This window comes from Proteus vulgaris, from assembly GCF_033708015.1.
GTDB lineage: Bacteria > Pseudomonadota > Gammaproteobacteria > Enterobacterales > Enterobacteriaceae > Proteus.
The window spans coordinates 1,722,920-1,740,811 of the sequence record NZ_CP137920.1; the positions used below are offsets into that span (position 1 = coordinate 1,722,920).

Annotated in this window: 20 protein-coding genes and 1 other annotated feature; of the genes, 13 read left to right on the forward strand and 7 right to left on the reverse strand. The window is 38.0% G+C overall.

What is annotated here, in order from left to right:
* Positions 1-39: 39 nt before the first annotated feature.
* Genes SB028_RS08245 through SB028_RS08260 form a run of 4 tightly spaced genes read right to left on the reverse strand, consistent with a single transcriptional unit; the run spans position 40 to position 3,549 of the window.
* Positions 40-897, reverse strand: a complete 858-nt coding sequence (locus SB028_RS08245) for a metal ABC transporter permease (RefSeq protein ID WP_069369357.1) — start codon at positions 895-897, stop codon at positions 40-42.
* Positions 894-1,805 (reverse strand): metal ABC transporter permease, encoded by a 912-nt coding sequence (locus SB028_RS08250; RefSeq protein ID WP_069369356.1) that lies wholly within the window; start codon positions 1,803-1,805, stop codon positions 894-896. The genes SB028_RS08245 and SB028_RS08250 overlap by 4 nt, the downstream gene beginning before the upstream one ends.
* Positions 1,806-1,807: 2 nt before the next feature.
* Positions 1,808-2,695, reverse strand: coding sequence for a manganese/iron ABC transporter ATP-binding protein (locus tag SB028_RS08255; RefSeq protein ID WP_069369355.1), 888 nt, complete (start codon positions 2,693-2,695; stop codon positions 1,808-1,810).
* Complete coding sequence (locus tag SB028_RS08260; RefSeq protein ID WP_128860514.1) at positions 2,692-3,549, reverse strand: metal ABC transporter substrate-binding protein; 858 nt, start codon at positions 3,547-3,549, stop codon at positions 2,692-2,694. Before SB028_RS08260 ends, SB028_RS08255 begins: the two co-directional genes overlap by 4 nt.
* Positions 3,550-4,185: 636 nt before the next feature.
* Here SB028_RS08260 and SB028_RS08265 point away from each other — a divergent pair.
* Positions 4,186-4,857 (forward strand): transglycosylase SLT domain-containing protein, encoded by a 672-nt coding sequence (locus tag SB028_RS08265; protein WP_069369353.1) that lies wholly within the window; start codon positions 4,186-4,188, stop codon positions 4,855-4,857.
* Here SB028_RS08265 and SB028_RS08270 read toward each other — a convergent pair.
* A complete protein-coding gene (locus SB028_RS08270; protein ID WP_069369352.1) occupies positions 4,854-5,567 on the reverse strand; it encodes a MarC family NAAT transporter in 714 nt (237 codons plus the stop codon). The genes SB028_RS08265 and SB028_RS08270 overlap by 4 nt on opposite strands.
* Before the next feature lie 98 nt (positions 5,568-5,665).
* Positions 5,666-6,259, reverse strand: coding sequence for a GNAT family N-acetyltransferase (locus SB028_RS08275; RefSeq protein WP_069369351.1), 594 nt, complete (start codon positions 6,257-6,259; stop codon positions 5,666-5,668).
* A gap of 265 nt (positions 6,260-6,524) precedes the next feature.
* Between SB028_RS08275 and SB028_RS08280 the strand changes: the two genes are divergently transcribed.
* The gene (locus SB028_RS08280) at positions 6,525-6,863 is read left to right on the forward strand and encodes a tRNA-binding protein (RefSeq protein ID WP_069369350.1); all 339 of its coding nucleotides are present in this window, start codon (positions 6,525-6,527) and stop codon (positions 6,861-6,863) included.
* Positions 6,864-6,957: 94 nt separating this feature from the next.
* A complete protein-coding gene (locus SB028_RS08285; RefSeq protein ID WP_069369349.1) occupies positions 6,958-7,647 on the forward strand; it encodes an AraC family transcriptional regulator in 690 nt (229 codons plus the stop codon).
* A gap of 4 nt (positions 7,648-7,651) precedes the next feature.
* Here the strand turns inward: SB028_RS08285 and SB028_RS08290 are convergent, their stop codons facing one another.
* Entirely contained in the window at positions 7,652-8,092 is a 441-nt protein-coding gene (locus tag SB028_RS08290) for a PACE efflux transporter (protein WP_074454102.1), read from the reverse strand.
* Positions 8,093-8,542: 450 nt separating this feature from the next.
* Between SB028_RS08290 and thrS the strand changes: the two genes are divergently transcribed.
* From thrS to SB028_RS08335, 10 genes are all read left to right on the forward strand, one after another.
* Complete coding sequence (gene thrS, locus SB028_RS08295) at positions 8,543-10,471, forward strand: threonine--tRNA ligase (protein ID WP_069369348.1); 1,929 nt, start codon at positions 8,543-8,545, stop codon at positions 10,469-10,471.
* A gap of 3 nt (positions 10,472-10,474) precedes the next feature.
* Positions 10,475-11,014, forward strand: coding sequence for a translation initiation factor IF-3 (gene infC, locus SB028_RS08300; protein WP_036937410.1), 540 nt, complete (start codon positions 10,475-10,477; stop codon positions 11,012-11,014).
* 94 nt (positions 11,015-11,108) lie between these two features.
* Complete coding sequence (rpmI, locus tag SB028_RS08305; RefSeq protein ID WP_004263702.1) at positions 11,109-11,306, forward strand: 50S ribosomal protein L35; 198 nt, start codon at positions 11,109-11,111, stop codon at positions 11,304-11,306.
* Positions 11,307-11,348: 42 nt separating this feature from the next.
* Positions 11,349-11,705, forward strand: a complete 357-nt coding sequence (gene rplT, locus SB028_RS08310; RefSeq protein WP_006537111.1) for a 50S ribosomal protein L20 — start codon at positions 11,349-11,351, stop codon at positions 11,703-11,705.
* A gap of 107 nt (positions 11,706-11,812) precedes the next feature.
* Positions 11,813-11,936: a sequence feature (Phe leader region), on the forward strand.
* Positions 11,814-11,861, forward strand: a complete 48-nt coding sequence (pheM, locus tag SB028_RS20745; RefSeq protein ID WP_120655563.1) for a pheST operon leader peptide PheM — start codon at positions 11,814-11,816, stop codon at positions 11,859-11,861. It overlaps the preceding feature by 48 nt.
* Positions 11,937-12,036: 100 nt before the next feature.
* Positions 12,037-13,020, forward strand: coding sequence for a phenylalanine--tRNA ligase subunit alpha (pheS, locus tag SB028_RS08315; RefSeq protein WP_069369347.1), 984 nt, complete (start codon positions 12,037-12,039; stop codon positions 13,018-13,020).
* A 14-nt stretch (positions 13,021-13,034) separates the two neighbouring features.
* Entirely contained in the window at positions 13,035-15,422 is a 2,388-nt protein-coding gene (gene pheT, locus SB028_RS08320; RefSeq protein WP_069369346.1) for a phenylalanine--tRNA ligase subunit beta, read from the forward strand.
* Positions 15,423-15,426: 4 nt separating this feature from the next.
* A complete protein-coding gene (ihfA, locus tag SB028_RS08325) occupies positions 15,427-15,723 on the forward strand; it encodes an integration host factor subunit alpha (RefSeq protein WP_023582381.1) in 297 nt (98 codons plus the stop codon).
* A 369-nt stretch (positions 15,724-16,092) separates the two neighbouring features.
* Entirely contained in the window at positions 16,093-17,103 is a 1,011-nt protein-coding gene (gene btuC, locus SB028_RS08330) for a vitamin B12 ABC transporter permease BtuC (RefSeq protein WP_069369345.1), read from the forward strand.
* 1 nt (position 17,104) lies between these two features.
* A complete protein-coding gene (locus SB028_RS08335; protein WP_069369344.1) occupies positions 17,105-17,854 on the forward strand; it encodes an ATP-binding cassette domain-containing protein in 750 nt (249 codons plus the stop codon).
* The last annotated feature ends 38 nt before the right edge of the window (positions 17,855-17,892 follow it).

A 17,892-nucleotide genomic window follows, 5' to 3' on the forward strand; every position in this document is an offset into this window, starting at 1 on the left:
GGGATGATTATCCCGTTTTTGTTAAGATAAAGAATATTATCAGGCGCTAGCGGGATTTGTTTGTCGCTTTATTTTTGCCAACTTAATCTGATTACAGAGTAACGCAATAATAAAGAATACAGCTTGCGTTAGCACAATACATGGCCCTGTTGCTCCATCAATATGAAAACTAATAAATGTTCCGATAAAACTAGATGTGACAGAAAATACAATTGCTAACATAATCATACGTGAAAAACTGCGTGTTAATAAATACGCGGTGATCCCCGGTGAAATAAGCATTGCGACAACTAAAATAATCCCAACGGCCTGCATTGAAGCTACAATGGTTAATGCCAAAATAGACAGTAATCCATAGTGTAATAATGTAACAGGTAAACCAACAATCCTTGCTTGGTTAGGATCGAAACAATAAAGCATAAAATCTTTTTGTTTAACAAGCATAATAGTGACGGTAATTAGGCAGATAACACTAATTTGAATTAATACATCAGGTGTAATACCTAAAATATTACCAAATAAAATATGCATTAAATGTTGGTCAGTATCAACACTGGCAAAAATGACCAGCCCCACCGCAAACATGCCTGAGAACACTATTCCCATCACTGTATCTTCTTTAATGCGACTGTGATCTTTTAAATAACCTGTGGCGAAAGAGCAAAATAGCCCAGAAAGAAAAGCGCCTACTGTTAACGGGATGGCGGTGACATAAGCAAGAACAACGCCGGGTAAAACGGCGTGAGAGATCGCATCTCCCATCAGCGACCAGCCTTTTAATACCATGTAGCAAGATAAAATAGCGCAGGCAATACCTATAATAATGGCTGCAACAATAGCGCGTTGCATAAACGGATATTGAAAAGGCTCAATGAAAAATTCCATCAACTCATTCATAGTTTCACCTCTTTTTGGTTTGTTGATCCTTTATGCTGATGAGATTGCGTAATCAACTGTTGTGAACTCTGACGAGCACGACGACGAGCGGCTAACATACCGTGTTTAGGGGCAAATAAGAAAGCTAATAAAAAGAGTGAGGTTTGCATTGTGACAATCACGCCACCTGTTGCACCATTGAAGAAGTAGCTAAGATAAGCGCCTACTGCACTAGTGATTGTGCCGATACAGATAGCAATAATTGCAAGCCGTTTAAATTGATCTGTGAGTAAGTAAGCTGTTGCACCTGGCGTCACGACCATAGCAATGACAAGAATGGCGCCAACAGTTTGAAGCGCTGCGACAGTACATGCGCTCAAAAGAGTAAAAAAGATAATTTTTAATTTTAGTGGTGATAAGCCGATTGATTTTGCATGGACTTCATCAAAAAAGACCACTAGCAAGTCTTTCCAAATACAAAATAAGATTAAGAAAGAGACACCTGTAATAATCACAACTTGCCATACATCTTCATCAGCAATACCTAAAATATTTCCGAGAATGATGGTCTGAACGTTGACGGCTGTCGGTTTAAGCGAAACCAGCAACAGACCAAAAGCAAAAAAAGTGGAGAAAATGAAACCAATAACAGCATCTTCGCGAAGACGTGTAATATGACGAATAAATGTCATTGATAATGCAGCGAGTAACCCCGTAAAAAAAGCCCCAACGGCATAAGGTAAACCTAATATATAAGCCCCTGCAACACCAGGAACAACGGAGTGGGAAAGGGCATCTCCCATTAACGACCAACCTTTTAAAATAAGATAGGATGAAAGAAAAGCGCAGACGGCACCGACTAAGGCGCTCACCCAAATCGCTTTCACCATATAGTTATATTCAAAGGGCTGTAGGAGTATATCTAGCATGGCTAATCTCCTTGTTTGCGTTGGCTTTGGTGCGCCGGCGTGTGTTCTTTTTGATGACCATAGAAAACAGCAGCACGTTCATCATCAGTAATGACAGTCAGTGAACGTGGATCATCGTCGTCATGAAGATCAGAACCCGATAGGCTAATGTGGCGTAATACACCACCAAATGCATGTTCTAAGTTTTTCTGTGTAAATGTTGTTTCAGTTGGCCCACTGTCTAATACTGTTCTATTGATTAAAATAACGTGGTCACAAAATTCAGGCACACTTCCCAAGTTATGTGTTGAAACTAAAACTAAGTGGCCTTCTTCACGTAAATTACGTAAAAGTTCGATAATCGCATTTTCTGTTTTAACATCGACACCAGTAAAAGGCTCATCAAGTAATAAAACAGTACCTTCTTGAGCCATTGCTCGAGCTAAGAAAACACGTTTTTTCTGACCACCAGAAAGCTCTCCAATTTGGCGATGTCCTAAGCCTGATAAGCCAACGCGTTCTAGGGATGCTTCAACAACTTCATGGTCGCGTTTTGAAGGAATACGAAAAAAACCCATTTTTCCATAACGTCCCATCATTACAACATCAGAAACAAGGACGGGAAAATTCCAGTCAACTTCTTCTGTTTGTGGAACATAAGCGATCATATTTTGTTTTAACGCCTGTTGGATCGGGCTATCGTTTAATGTCACTTTACCTTTAGAGGGCTTTACTAGCCCCATAATGGTTTTAAATAGTGTGGATTTACCACTCCCATTGATGCCAACTAGGGCACAAATAGTGCCACCAGTGATAGAGAAACTTGCATCGAAAATAGCCGTATGACCGTTGTTGTAAGTCACTGTGGCATTATCAACAGTCAACGTAGGATTAGCTTTTATATTATTCATTGCCCAAATCCTTTCGCAATTGTATCTACTGTAATCGTAATTAAGTCAATATAAGTAGGAACTTCGCCACCTTCAGCGGAAAGTGAGTCAACATAAAGAACACCACCATATTTTGCGCCTGTTTCTTTACTAACTTGTTTAGCCGGTTTATCTGAAATTGTACTTTCACTAAAGACAACCGGGATCTTGTGTTCTCTAACAGTATCAATCACATATTTAACTTGTTGTGGCGTGCCTTGCTCTTCCGCATTGATTGGCCATAAATAAACTTCTTTAAAGCCATAGTCATTAGTTAAATAGCTGAATGCCCCTTCACTGGTGACTAACCAACGCTCTTCTTGTGGGATCCGAGATAATCTTTCTCTTAATGGTGCGTCAAGCTGTTTAATTTTTTCTGCATAACGTGCCGCATTTTGATTATAAATAGCCGCATTATCGGGATCATGTTCAACAAGTGCCTTGCGAATATTTTCAATATAAATTAATGCATTATTCGGTGACATCCACGCATGTGGGTTCGGATTATTTTTGTAAGCACCTTCACTAATTGCCATTGGTGTGATGCCTTCTGTAACAACAACCGCAGGTACGTTACGTAATTCATTAAAAAAGCGTTCAAACCAACGTTCAAGGTTTAAACCATTCCATAAAATAAGATCAGCCTTTTGAGCTTTTACAATATCTTTAGGAGTGGGTTGGTAATCATGAATTTCAGCACCCGGTTTTGTAATTGATTCAACAATTGCAGCATCTCCAGCTACATTTTGAGCAATATCTTGAATAATCGTAAAGGTGGTGACGACTTTTAGTTTATCTTTTGCGTATGTAGGTGCTGTTAAAAATACAGATGCCATAAGGCATAAAGCCGTAAGTGAAAATTTGTTTACAGAGCGAAATATATCCATATTATTATTGCCTTATAGTTGCAGAGTTATCTTCTTAATTGATAATGATTATCAATATCATTTTAAGGAAGTCAAGTTATCTCTGTGTAAAAAGCTTAATTTGATAACGACTAGAAATAAGATAACAACATGTATTCCAATAAATGTTAAGTAGATTGTCGTTTTTTGTCATAAAAATTAACAATAGTTCGTAACTATTTGTGTGAGAGATTATTTTTATCATGTATAAAAATACATTATCGTTTATTAATCTAAGGCGGATTATGTCTCTACGATTTTTATTACCACCTCTCAACACTTCTTTTATATTGCTTTAACGCACATTATTTATTCGATGGTAAGTAATAATATGAAATAACCCCGTTATAGCAGAATTTTATTCTGAGTAATCTATTTTTGGGGTAATATTGTGAATAGAATAGATTTGAGATAAAACACGCATCCACTAGAAATAGTAATAGATTGATTTATTTCTCATGCTTTGCCATATTTTAGCGTGCATTTTGCGTGAAAATAGAGTTATATTCTATAATCCGTTGATATATACCGTGTCTTTGTACAACCCTTTCTGCAAAAGGATAAAACGTGAAGGTAAAAATCATCTTTTCTTTGGCAATTTTGCTTCTTGCGGGTTGTGCTGAGCATGCACGTCAACCTGTTCAAAAAGAAACACCACGATTCTTAAGCCAAAAACCAGTCGAAAATCGTATTAATAATGCTTCAATCTCAACGGCACAATGGAAATCAACACCTTTTGATAACCATATACAACAAGCCTCGAGTCGTTACGATGTTGATGAAACATTAATTAAGGCGATTATCCAAGTTGAATCAAACTTTAGACCTGAAGTTATTAGTAAATCAAACGCAGTAGGATTAATGCAAATTAAAGCATCAACTGCGGGAAGAGATGTTTATCAAAATAGGGGTAAAGCAGGGCAACCAACAACGGCTCAACTGAAAGATCCCGCTATTAATATCGATTTGGGTACAGCGTATATTCAATTATTAAGAGAGCGCCACCTTGTTGGTATTATCGATCCTGAAACGCTTTATTACGCCACTATCCTTGCTTATGTGAATGGCGCTGGTGCTTTATTAAGAACATTTGATAAAGATAGAAATAATGCCATCGCTAAAATTAATTCAATGAGTGCGGATGATTTTTATCGTTATGTTGAAAAAAATCATCCCGCTTCTCAAGCACCGCGTTATTTAGCAAAAGTGAGGGCGGCTTACCATGCAGGCGATAATTAATCTGGCAAATTAGCGGCTGCTTGAGCCTGTTTTAATAAAGCGGGTAAATCAGCAACAATCTCAAGAACGCCGTTGATCATAAACTGAACACCCATACAGATTAATAAAAATCCCATTACGCGAGAAATAGCGTCAATACCACTATGGCCTAAATATTTCATAATGCGAGTGGAACCACGGAGTGATACCCAAACAATAACGCTAATTAAAAAGAAGCTTGTCACAGGGGCGATATACAATACCCATTGCGCAATATCAGTACGTGAGGGGATTGAAGCCGCTGTACTTATTATCATTGCGATTGTTCCGGGGCCGGCTGTACTAGGCATTGCTAAAGGAACAAAGGCAATATTCGGCTCTTTGGGATTTCGATGAGGATTGTTATCGTCTGAAATAGGATCATCGACATTAGGCGTATTTGGAAACAACATACTAAAGCCAATAAAAGCAACGATCATTCCGCCTGCTATACGAAGACCGGGAATTGAAATACCAAAGGTTGTCATTATGATCCGTCCTGCATAGAACGCGATGGTCATAATGATGAAGATATACACACATGCCATTAAAGACTGTTGATTACGTTGCTCCTTTGTCATATTGCCTGAAAGGCCAAGCCAAAGAGCAACAGTCGTCAATGGATTAGTTAAAGGTAAAAGCAAAATAAGACCAAGACCAATAGCCTGAAAAAATTGGTAAACAGAATGCATGGAATCCAAAAGCTCCCAATAACAGATAATAAGGAGTAATTATGATAACAAATTAAACAAGATAAAAGTTATTTTCCTCATAATATTCTTAATGTGTATTAGTATTTTTTCATCAGCCACTCTAAATGTACTTTTACCGCTTCCCAGTCATAATCAGTAATGCTATAAACGCAAGTATCTCTTTTTTGTCCCGCTGTCGTTAATCTATGATTACGTAAAATACCATCTAATTTTGCACCAAGTCGTTCAATTGCTCTACGGCTAGTCTGGTTTAATATATGAGTACGAAATTCAACAGCAATACATTTCAAGTCTTCTAAAGCATATTTAAGTAAGAGATATTTAGCTTCTGTATTTATTCCCGTTCTTTGCACTTCTTTAGCATACCACGTGGAGCCAATTTCTAATCTTGGTGTTTGGTTATCAATATTCATAAAGGTTGTTATGCCAACTACACTGTTATTCGCTTTAGAAATAATAGAAAAAGGTAGCATTAACCCTTTTTGTTGTAATTGAAGTTTATGCTCAATATCGTGTTTTAGCTCTGTTAGCGAAGGAACGGTGGTATACCAAAGTTCATCAGGCCTATCTTTTCTAATTAGTTCATGGAGTTCTGAGTAGTGCTCCATACTTAAGGGCACTAAACGCACAAGTTTTCCTTCCAGTGTTGTCCACTCTGTTATCTTTTTCATAATAAATATTCTCTGGAGTTATTAATAAAATGCGTTTCTTAAGAATAGTTTTTATACATAACAAATTTATAAATTGATATGGTTATTTAAACGGTTATTAAAAAATAGACAAAATTCAGAATGATGAAAATAGAGAAAAAAGAGTGTGAGTGATTCTTTCTCAACAGAGAATGACTGTCTTGCCACAGGTGGGCTAGCACCATGTGTGTTAATCTATAATTCAGTAATAGTGATATAACCGTAAACATAATAGATTGGTAAAAAGATGACAGATTTCATTGAATGGGACGATTTTCTACGTGTAGAAATGAGAGTAGGAACGATTATTAGCGCAGAAATAAATAAGAAAGCGAATAAACCTGCTTATGTAATGGACGTCGATTTAGGTGAGTTGGGCATAAAGCGTTCAAGTGCTCAAATTACGGTAAACTACACACCTGAAGAGCTTGTGGGACGACGTATTTTGTGTGTATGCAATTTCCCCGTTAAACGCATTGCGGGTATAAAATCTGAAGTTTTAATTACAGGGGCGCCTGATGAAACGGGCGCAATTGTATTAGCGGAATTTAACTTACCTTTACCAAATGGTTCACGGTTAGCATAATAAGTATCTTGATAGACACTCTTAAATAGTGATGTTTTGCTGAGTTTTGATATAGTCATTATTCAATAGCAGGATGGATATAAAGGAGTGTCTTTTGTTATTACCTCAATTGCATTTGCGATGTTATACACAAGAGACGGTATCTCATCAGCATGATAATTTATGGCAGATTATTTTCGGGCTTTCGGGTTCGATGGAAGTTAATTTCAATCGAAAAGACTTTCTGATATGTAATCAAAACTGTTTGATTATTCCTCCAACTATTCATCATGCCTTTTCAGGCAATATAGATAATAAAAATCTTATTTTAGAGCTTCCAGCAACCTCACAATGGCAATTAAGTGAGAAAGGTGGGCAATTTGCGTTATCACCAGCAGCCGTTAGTTTATTAGAGTGGTTACATCAATACCCTCAGTCTCCAGATCAATATTCAACGATCACACGCTTATTACTCGCTCAAATGAAAATACAAAAAGGTTGGCGTGATAGTTTAGATGCTTGGTTAGCGAATAAGTTACATACACCATTAACAGCACATGATATTGCTTTTGCTTTTAATACATCAACGAGTACGTTACAACGAAAAATGAAAGCAGAGGTAGGCGTGTCTGTAATGCAATATGTCACTCAACAACGACTTAGCAAAGCTGCTGAATTATTAAAATACACATCAGTAAATATTGAAAATATTGCTCTAGCAGTAGGGTATGACTCGCACTCTGCATTTAGTCAGGCGTTTCGCCAATACTTTAATAAAAGTCCGACTGAGTATCGACAAGATTGAGCCATTACATCACTTTATTTTTTACCGAATAAATACGGGGACATAATTTATCGAAGGCGAAGGTGAATAAATAGGTATAAATAAAGAAGAACACTAATATAGTGATTTCCATGCTTATTGCTTTGATAAAGCTTACATGATACCACCACATATAAAGTGGAATGGTAAAGAAGAACAGACCTAATTCAAAACTTATTGCATGGGTAAGTCGTACAATGACTGTACGTTTTGTTATTTTTAGTTTTAACTCAATTAATTCAAAAAAAGAATTAAAAATATAATTCCAGATCAGAGCAATAATAGAAACAGCAATGGCAACAGGCAGTGAATCATGAGATTGGCTTTGGCTTAATACTGCAAGTAAAACAGTGCTTAACAAAATTGCGAGCATTTCAAAAGTAATAGCATAAACTAATTTACGAGCGCGGGGCTTTAGATAAAACACGTTATACACCTTTTATGTTAACAATAAAGGTTCTGGCCCGCCCCAGAGAATATTATTTTTAAAGCCACGGTTTCCGCTTGATTGGTACTAATGGTAATGAAATCCTATAAAAAAGCAAAGTTTGTCTAAGAGAAAAAAATATCGAGTCACTTATTACATTGTAATTAAAATGTAATAAGTGAGATTTTTTTGTCGTTTCTATTTCGTGTTTTCTCGGGGATATATAGGCAGATAAATGTATAAATCTTTACAGTCTGTGATAATATCCCCCCTGAGTTGCGATAAGGCTCAGTGATGCTATGGGTATTTATAAAATAAATATGTGTACATAACTGCGTACAAACCTCGCGAGGTAAAGTGAGAAATTGTCGTAACGTACTGAATATATATGAAATAAAAAGCTTACAAGTGATCTTGCGTATGGGTCACCACTGTAAATAAGGATTTTAAATGCCAATTATTACTCTTCCTGACGGAAGCCAACGTCAATTTGAAAATGCAGTTTCTGTCATGGATGTTGCTGCAGATATCGGTCCTGGACTTGCAAAAGCATGTATTGCAGGTCGTGTTAATGGTGAGCTGGTGGATGCTTGTGAATTAATCGAACATGATGCAAATCTGGCGATTATTACCGCAAAAGATGATGAAGGACTTGAAATTATTCGTCACTCTTGTGCCCATTTATTGGGACATGCAATTAAACAATTATGGCCACAGGCCAAAATGGCGATTGGTCCTGTTATTGAAAATGGATTCTACTACGATGTGGATTTAGACCATTCTCTAACACAGGAAGATTTAGACACTCTAGAAAAACGCATGCTAGAGTTGGCGAAAACAGATTATGACGTGATTAAAAAACGCGTAAGCTGGGCTGAAGCTCGTGAAACATTCGTTTCTCGTGGTGAAGATTATAAAGTTGCTATTCTTGACGAAAATATTAGCCAAGATTCTCAACCTGGTCTTTATCATCACCAAGAATATGTTGATATGTGCCGTGGACCACACGTTCCAAACATGCGTTTCTGCCATAATTTCAAATTGCAGAAAATCGCAGGTGCATATTGGCGCGGTAACAGCGATAATAAAATGCTACAACGCATTTATGGTACAGCTTGGGCTGATAAGAAACAGCTAAAAGCTTACTTAGATCGCTTAGAAGAAGCCGCTAAACGTGACCACCGTAAAATTGGTAAACAGCTTGATTTATATCATATGCAAGAAGAAGCGCCAGGTATGGCTTTCTGGCATAATGATGGTTGGACGATTTTCCGTGAGTTAGAAACATTTGTACGTTGCAAATTAAAAGAATATGATTACCAAGAAGTAAAAGGTCCATTTATGATGGATCGTGTTCTTTGGGAAAAGACAGGTCACTGGGAAAACTACAAAGAAAATATGTTCACAACGTCTTCAGAGAACCGTGAATATTGTATTAAACCAATGAACTGCCCAGGTCACGTGCAAATCTTTAAACAAGGTTTACGTTCTTATCGTGATTTACCATTGCGTATGGCTGAATTCGGTAGTTGCCATCGTAATGAGCCATCAGGCGCATTACATGGTTTAATGCGTGTTCGTGGCTTTACACAAGATGATGCGCATATCTTCTGTACTGAAGAACAAATTTTAAGTGAAGTAAATGACTGCATCAAATTGATTTATGATGTATATTCTACTTTCGGATTTGAAAAAATCGTTGTTAAGTTATCTACTCGCCCAGAAAAACGTATCGGTGAAGATGCATTATGGGATGTTGCTGAAGCTGACTTAGCAAAAGCCTTAACTGATAACAATATTGAATTTGAATATCAGCCAGGCGAAGGGGCGTTTTATGGCCCTAAAATTGAATTTACACTTTACGATTGTTTAGATCGTGCATGGCAGTGTGGTACAGTACAATTAGACTTCTCACTACCAGGTCGTTTAGGCGCATCTTATGTTGCCGAAAACAACGAGCGTAAAGTACCTGTTATGTTACACCGAGCAGTGCTAGGATCCTTAGAACGTTTTATTGGTATTCTGACAGAAGAATATGCAGGATTTTTCCCTACTTGGTTAGCACCACAGCAGGTTGTCGTGATGAATATCACGGATGGACAGGCTGATTATGTACAAAAACTCGTCAAAGAATTGCAAGATGCCGGAATTCGTGCAAAAGCAGACTTGAGAAATGAGAAGATTGGCTTTAAAATTCGTGAACATACTTTACGTCGTGTTCCGTACATGCTTGTCTGTGGCGATAAAGAAGTTGAATCAGGCAAAGTAGCGGTTCGTACTCGTCGAGGAAAAGACCTTGGCAGTATTGACGTTAACGAATTTAAAGAAAAGCTTCTGCAAGAAATTAGAAGCAGAAGTCTTCATCAGTTGGAGGAATAAGGTATTAAAGGCGGAAAAAGAATTCAATCAACGCGTCAGAATCGCATCAATGGTGAGATTCGCGCTCATGAAGTTCGTTTAACAGGTTTGGATGGCGAACAGATTGGAGTTGTTAGTCTGAAAGAGGCTCTTGAGAAAGCCGAGGAAGCAGGTGCTGATTTAGTTGAAATCAGTCCTAATGCCGAGCCGCCGGTTTGTCGTATTATGGACTACGGCAAATTCCTCTATGAGAAAAGTAAGACTCTCAAAGAACAGAAAAAGAAACAAAAAGTTATTCAGGTTAAGGAAGTTAAATTCCGTCCTGGTACAGATGAAGGCGACTATCAGGTCAAACTACGCAACCTGATTCGTTTTCTTGAAGATGGCGATAAAGCCAAAGTTACACTGCGTTTCCGTGGTCGTGAAATGGCACACCAACAAATCGGTATGGAAATGCTTAACCGCATCCGTGAAGATTTGGATGAACTGGCTGCTGTTGAATCTTTCCCTAATAAGATTGAAGGGCGTCAGATGATCATGGTGTTAGCGCCGAAGAAGAAATAGTTGGGCAATTCAAGTAATAGCGTCAGCCTTTAAAGGCTGATTGCTATTCGCCTCATTATTTTATGTTATTAACAATGCGAAGTGGATTATAGAAATGCCAAAGATTAAAACAGTACGCGGCGCAGCTAAGCGCTTTAAAAAAACTGCTGGTGGTGGCTTCAAACGCAAGCATGCTAACCTCCGTCACATTCTGACTAAAAAATCAACTAAGCGTAAACGTCATTTACGTCCAAAAGGCATGGTCTCTAAAGGAGATTTAGGCCTGGTCGTAGCTTGCTTACCATACGCATAAGTATTACTTTTTTAACAGAATATAGACATTTAGGAGTTTAATATGGCTCGTGCTAAACGTGGTGTTATCGCCCGTGCTCGTCACAAGAAAATTTTAAAGCAAGCTAAAGGTTATTACGGTGCACGTTCACGTGTATATCGTGTAGCTTTCCAGGCTGTAATCAAAGCTGGTCAATATGCGTACCGTGACCGTCGTCAGAAAAAACGTCAGTTCCGTCAGCTGTGGATTGCGCGTATCAACGCAGCAGCTCGTCAGAACGGTATGTCTTATAGCCGTTTCATCAATGGTCTGAAAAAAGCATCCATTGAAATCGACCGTAAGATTCTGGCTGACATCGCTGTATTCGACAAAGTAGCATTCGCTGCTTTAGTTGAAAAAGCGAAAGGTGCTCTGGCTTAATTATTTATTAAGCAATGGAAGAGGGAGTTTTCTCCCTCTTTTATTTTGTCTAAATTTGTGGCTTAATGATATAAATTCAATAAGTTAATATTTTAAGAGACATTATCCATGTTAAATATCGCTTTTTTCCGTTTCTTTTTTTACTTTAGCGCCTAATTCTAGGGGGCTTTTGCGCGTAAGAAAAGAAACGAAAAGTAGCGCCTGAGCCTCCAATATGGAGGCTTTTTTGTTTTCAGATCCCAATACTGGGTTAGAAACCAAAAAGGGCAATTTTATTCGTCATCATTGATAACAACTAATAGACCTCATCAGGTCAAAGGAAGAGGAAACGATGCCACATCTCGCTGAACTCGTTGCTCAAGCTAAAGCAGCTATCGAAGAGGCACAGGATGTTGCTGCGCTGGATTCGGTTCGTGTTGAATACTTGGGGAAAAAAGGTCATTTAACGCTTCAGATGTCCACGCTGCGCGACTTACCCGCGGAAGACCGTCCAGCTGCAGGGGCTGTCATTAATCAGGCTAAACAAGAGGTTCAACAAGGGCTGAACACTCGTAAAGACTATCTTGAATCAGCATTATTAAACGAACGTTTATCAGCTGAGAAAATTGATGTGTCTTTGCCTGGTCGCCGTATTGAAAACGGTGGTCTACACCCAGTAACTCGTACAATTGAACGTATTGAAACTTTCTTTGGCGAATTAGGGTTTTCAGTAGAATCAGGTCCTGAAATCGAAGATGATTATCATAACTTTGATGCGTTGAATATTCCTGCACATCACCCGGCAAGAGCCGACCATGATACTTTCTGGTTTGATGCGAAACGTTTACTGCGTACACAAACATCAGGTGTACAAATTCGTACCATGCAAGATAAACAGCCACCTATTCGCATCATCGCACCAGGTCGCGTATATCGTAATGATTACGATCAGACTCATACTCCGATGTTCCATCAAGTTGAAGGTCTAATTGTTGATAAAGACATTAGCTTTACCAATTTAAAAGGAACATTACACGATTTCCTGAAAAACTTTTTTGAAGAAGATATGGAAATTCGTTTCCGTCCTTCTTATTTTCCATTCACAGAGCCTTCTGCAGAAGTCGATGTAATGGGTAAGAATGGTAAATGGTTAGAAGTGTTGGGCTGCGGTATGGTTCACCCAAATGTATTACGTAATGTCGGTATCGATCCTGAGGTTTATTCAGGTTTTGCGTTCGGTATGGGTATGGAACGTCTGACTATGTTACGTTACGGTGTCACCGATTTACGTTCATTCTTCGAAAACGATCTTCGTTTCCTCAAACAGTTTAAATAAGGTGGGATTATCTCATGAAATTCAGTGAACTTTGGTTACGTGAGTGGGTAAACCCAGCGATTAGTAGCGAAGCGCTTTCTGAACAACTAACAATGGCTGGCCTTGAGGTTGATGGCGTGGAAGCTGTTGCGGGTGATTTTCACGGTGTGTTTGTCGGTGAAGTTGTTGAATGTGGACAACACCCTAATGCGGATAAATTACGTGTAACGAAAGTTAACGTAGGCGGTGACAGATTACTCGATATTGTTTGTGGCGCACCTAACTGTCGCCAAGGGCTAAAAGTTGCGGTTGCAACAATTGGGGCTGTATTACCCGGCGATTTCAAAATTAAAGCAGCAAAACTCCGTGGTGAACCCTCTGAAGGTATGTTGTGCTCATTTTCTGAATTAGCAATTTCAGAAAATCATGAAGGAATTATTGAATTACCTGCTGATGCACCTATTGGCATGGATATCCGTGAATACTTAAAATTAAATGATAATGCGATTGAAATTAGTATTACCCCAAATCGTGCTGACTGTTTAGGTATTTTGGGTGTTGCTCGTGATATTGCTGTTATCAATAAAATGGAATGCCAATTACCTGATATGTCGCCAGTTATGGCAACTTCTTCAGCAACATTCCCTGTACGTGTTGAAGCGCCAGAAGCGTGCCCACGTTATTTAGGGCGAGTTTTCACTAATGTGAATGTGAAAGCAAAAACACCATTATGGATGCAAGAAAAATTACGTCGTGGTGGGATCCGTTCTATTGATCCAATAGTTGATATAACCAACTTGGTTCTACTTGAAATGGGTCAACCGTTACACGCGTTCGATCTTGATCGCGTTGAAGGTGCTGTTGTCGTTCGTATGGGTAAAAACGGTGAGAAACTGACTTTACTCGATGGCAATGAAATTACATTAAAAGATGATGTATTAGTTATTGCTGACGAAAAACAAGCATTAGGTATGGCAGGTATTTTCGGTGGCGAATCATCAGGTGTTAATGAAGAAACGAAAAATGTCTTCTTAGAGTGTGCATTTTTCTCTCCATTGGCTATCACAGGCCGAGCACGTCGTTATGGCTTACATACGGATGCTTCCCATCGTTTTGAGCGTGGTGTTGATTCGGAACTGCAATACAATGCGATTGAACGTGCAACTAAGTTACTGTTAGAAATTTGTGGTGGTGACGTTGGCGAAGTGATTGATGTAACCAATAAAGCACATTTACCAAATATCGCACCAATCAAATTAACACGTAAAAAATTAGACCGTTTATTAGGTCATGTGATTAATGATGAACAAGTTTTAGATTCGTTAACTCGCTTAGGTTTCAACGTCTCTGTTGAAAATGATGGCTGGGTAGCAACTGTTCCTTCATGGCGTTTTGATGTTCAAATCGAAGAAGATCTGATTGAAGAAGTTGCCCGTATTTACGGTTACAACAATATTCCAGATGTACCATTACGCGCTGATTTGGTGATGACTAATCACCGTGAAGCGAACTTATCATTAAAACGCGTTAAAACAATGCTAGTAGACAACGGTTTCCAAGAAGCCATTACTTATAGCTTTGTTGATCCTAAGATCCAATCTTTGTTACATCCAAATGAAGAAGCATTAATTTTGCCTAATCCGATTTCAGCGGATATGTCAGCAATGCGACTGTCTCTATTAACCGGATTATTGACTACGACTGTATATAATCAGAACCGTCAACAATCTAGAGTTAGGTTATTTGAAGCAGGTCTGCGTTTTGTTCCTGATAATCAAGCAGAATATGGAATACGTCAGGAACTTATGCTAGCGGGTGTGATCGCGGGCAACCGTTATGAAGAACATTGGAGTTTAGAGAAGCAAACTGTTGATTTCTTTGATTTGAAAGGTAATATTGAATCAATTCTGGAATTGACAGGCCAGCTAGATGAAATTACATTTAAACCAGCTAATCATTCAGCACTTCATCCGGGACAAAGTGCTGGGATTTATCTGAGAAATGAATATATTGGCTGTATTGGCGTTGTTCATCCAGAGCTTGAACGTAAACTTGACTTAAACGGTCGTACGGTAGTATTCGAAATACGTTGGAATGCAATTGCAAATCGCAGTTTGCCACAAGCAAAAGCAATTTCTCGTTATCCTTCGAATCGTAGAGATATCGCTGTAGTTGTTCCGAATGATGTTGCTGCAGAGGATATTTTAGCCGAATGTAAGAAAGTTGGCGGAAATCAAATAGTTGGCATAAACTTATTTGACGTGTATTGTGGTAAGGGAGTAGCAGAGGGTTATAAAAGCCTCGCTATTAGCATAATCTTGCAGGATATCGAGCATACACTGGAAGAAGATGAGATTGCTGCAACAGTGAGTAATTGTGTAGCAGCATTGAAACAGCGATTCCAAGCATCCTTGAGGGACTAGACCTATGGCGCTTACAAAAGCTGAAATGGCAGAAAATCTGTTTGAAAAACTTGGTGTTAGCAAACGCGATGCAAAAGACCTTGTAGAATCCTTTTTTGAGGAAGTGCGTCGTTCTCTTGAAAACGGAGAACAGGTGAAGCTATCTGGATTCGGCAACTTTGACCTGCGTGATAAAAATCAGCGCCCAGGTCGTAATCCGAAAACTGGGGAAGATATTCCTATTACAGCTCGCCGTGTTGTTACTTTCCGCCCAGGACAAAAGTTAAAAAGCCGGGTTGAAAGCGCAACACCAAAAGAATAATATTTAAAAACATCCAAAACGGCTTTCTTTGAAAGCCGTTTTTTTATCGTTATTATCTGTATCTTATTTTGATGATAAACGTATTAGGATGTTTACATTTATCAATATAATCTGAATAGCTATTTCATCTAAATAGAAATATTTTTATTTTTCATTATCTTTCTTTTTATTCTTATTTTGACTCTTTCTTTTTAACCCTTGTTTCTATCAACATTATAATCATTAATTCTAATATTCCTTCTTTACTAGAAACAGGCTTACATGTTCTAAATTTAGGTTTTCATCATTGAATGCGAACGTGTTATGTTGCTAAAAATTATTTTATAAATAAAAACAGTAAAGCCCATTGTTTTATGAATAGGGAATGAAATGAATAAAGAAGTTAATCCCCTGATAAAATTGACTAAAAGACAACGCATTGATGACAGAAAAAAACTGTTTTTAATGGCGTTAGTATTATGTTTTTTGTTTGTTTTTTCTCTCTCTGTTGGTGAGATTTTGTTATTTCCAGATCAATGGTTAACAGATGAAGCCCATTTATTTGTTTGGCAACTCCGTTTACCAAGAGTACTTGCAGTTATGGCGGTGGGTGCTAGTCTAGCAATTGCTGGTGCTATTATGCAGGCTTTATTTCAAAACCCACTTGCAGAGCCGGGATTATTAGGGGTAAGCAGTGGTGCGGGAGTGTGCGTTGTATTACTTATTGTTTTACAAATTGGTTTAAGTCCTTGGTTAATAAGTAGTGCAGCGATATTTGGTGCATTAGGGATCACTCTCTTATTAATGTTCTTTACTCGAATAAAAAAGCTATCTAATGCTCAATTACTATTAATAGGTGTGGCACTAGGCGTTATGGCGAGTGCAATAATGACTTGGCTTGTTTACTTCAGTTCGGCTTTAGATTTAAGACAATTAATGTATTGGTTGATGGGGAGTTTTAGTGGCATTGATTGGCGCCATCAAATCTTATTTTGGGTCCTTATACCCATTATCTTAATTCTTATTCTACAAGCAGACGTTCTTAATTATTTATCGTTGGGTTCATTCAGAGCAAAGCAATTAGGTATATCTGTCAATCAATGGCGAAATTGGTTTATTTTAGCTGTTGGGATATTGATAGGGTTGAGCGTTGCTTTGGCGGGCGCCATAAGCTTTGTAGGACTTGTTGTTCCGCATTTATTAAGGCTATGTGGATTAACTCATTATAAAACGCTACTACCAGCGTGTGCGCTTGCTGGTGGTGGATTATTATTACTTGCTGATCTGCTATCTCGTTTGATTTTAAATGGTGCAGAAGTTCCGATTGGCGTGATTACCGCAACGCTTGGTGCGCCTATATTTATCTGGTTATTGGCAACAAAAGAGATGGGACGTTTGTAATATGATGTTACTTAAACTTGATAATTTAAGTGTTAACAAACGAATTAACGCATTTACAGAGCAAGTTAATTATGGAGAGCGCGTCCACTTAATTGGTGCTAATGGTGCGGGAAAAAGTACACTCTTAATGGCGATCGCTGGAGAGCTTCCATTTAGTGGTGAAATTATTCTAAACGAAACCTCAATAAAACATTATAAATATAATGATCTTTCTAGAATACAGAGCATTGTTATACAACAATTGGAAGCTTTGCCATTTATGCCTGTTTTTCATTATCTCTCGCTATATCATAAATTGTCGAAAATGGATGCACAGCAATTAAATAATCTGTTAAATGATTTTAAAATTGATAAATTATTGTCAAAAAATATTCATCATTTATCGGGAGGTGAATGGCAGAGGGTTAGAATTGTTGGTGTATTTATTCAATTATGGTCAAGTTATGATTTAAAAGGAAAATTAATGTTACTTGATGAACCAACAAATAATTTAGATGTCGTACAGTTGGCAATTTTAGACAAGTGGATTGAGAAATTTTGCCAACAAGGTGGTGCCGTTATTATGAGTACACATAATTTGAATCATTCTTATCAAAAAGCAGATAGAATTTGGCTCATAAAAAATGGATGTTTGGTCAAGTCTTGTGCTCCCGTGCTTTTGTTGGACGAAAATTTATTATCTACTACATTTAATGCAAATATTAAGTGCATCAATGATGTTGATCATATTGACTGGCTGGTTTTGCAATAATATGGTTGTTATTAAGTTCATCCCAAGGTAATTATTAA

Coding starts and splice junctions, on each gene's coding strand:
- SB028_RS08245 (WP_069369357.1), bottom strand. CDS start 897: ATGAATGAGTTGATGGAATTTTTCATTGAGCCTTTTCAATATCCGTTT.
- SB028_RS08250 (WP_069369356.1), bottom strand. CDS start 1,805: ATGCTAGATATACTCCTACAGCCCTTTGAATATAACTATATGGTGAAA.
- SB028_RS08255 (WP_069369355.1), bottom strand. CDS start 2,695: ATGAATAATATAAAAGCTAATCCTACGTTGACTGTTGATAATGCCACA.
- SB028_RS08260 (WP_128860514.1), bottom strand. CDS start 3,549: ATGGCATCTGTATTTTTAACAGCACCTACATACGCAAAAGATAAACTA.
- SB028_RS08270 (WP_069369352.1), bottom strand. CDS start 5,567: ATGCATTCTGTTTACCAATTTTTTCAGGCTATTGGTCTTGGTCTTATT.
- SB028_RS08275 (WP_069369351.1), bottom strand. CDS start 6,259: ATGAAAAAGATAACAGAGTGGACAACACTGGAAGGAAAACTTGTGCGT.
- SB028_RS08280 (WP_069369350.1), top strand. CDS start 6,525: ATGACAGATTTCATTGAATGGGACGATTTTCTACGTGTAGAAATGAGA.
- thrS (WP_069369348.1), top strand. CDS start 8,543: ATGCCAATTATTACTCTTCCTGACGGAAGCCAACGTCAATTTGAAAAT.
- rpmI (WP_004263702.1), top strand. CDS start 11,109: ATGCCAAAGATTAAAACAGTACGCGGCGCAGCTAAGCGCTTTAAAAAA.
- rplT (WP_006537111.1), top strand. CDS start 11,349: ATGGCTCGTGCTAAACGTGGTGTTATCGCCCGTGCTCGTCACAAGAAA.
- pheS (WP_069369347.1), top strand. CDS start 12,037: ATGCCACATCTCGCTGAACTCGTTGCTCAAGCTAAAGCAGCTATCGAA.
- pheT (WP_069369346.1), top strand. CDS start 13,035: ATGAAATTCAGTGAACTTTGGTTACGTGAGTGGGTAAACCCAGCGATT.
- ihfA (WP_023582381.1), top strand. CDS start 15,427: ATGGCGCTTACAAAAGCTGAAATGGCAGAAAATCTGTTTGAAAAACTT.
- btuC (WP_069369345.1), top strand. CDS start 16,093: ATGAATAAAGAAGTTAATCCCCTGATAAAATTGACTAAAAGACAACGC.
- SB028_RS08335 (WP_069369344.1), top strand. CDS start 17,105: ATGATGTTACTTAAACTTGATAATTTAAGTGTTAACAAACGAATTAAC.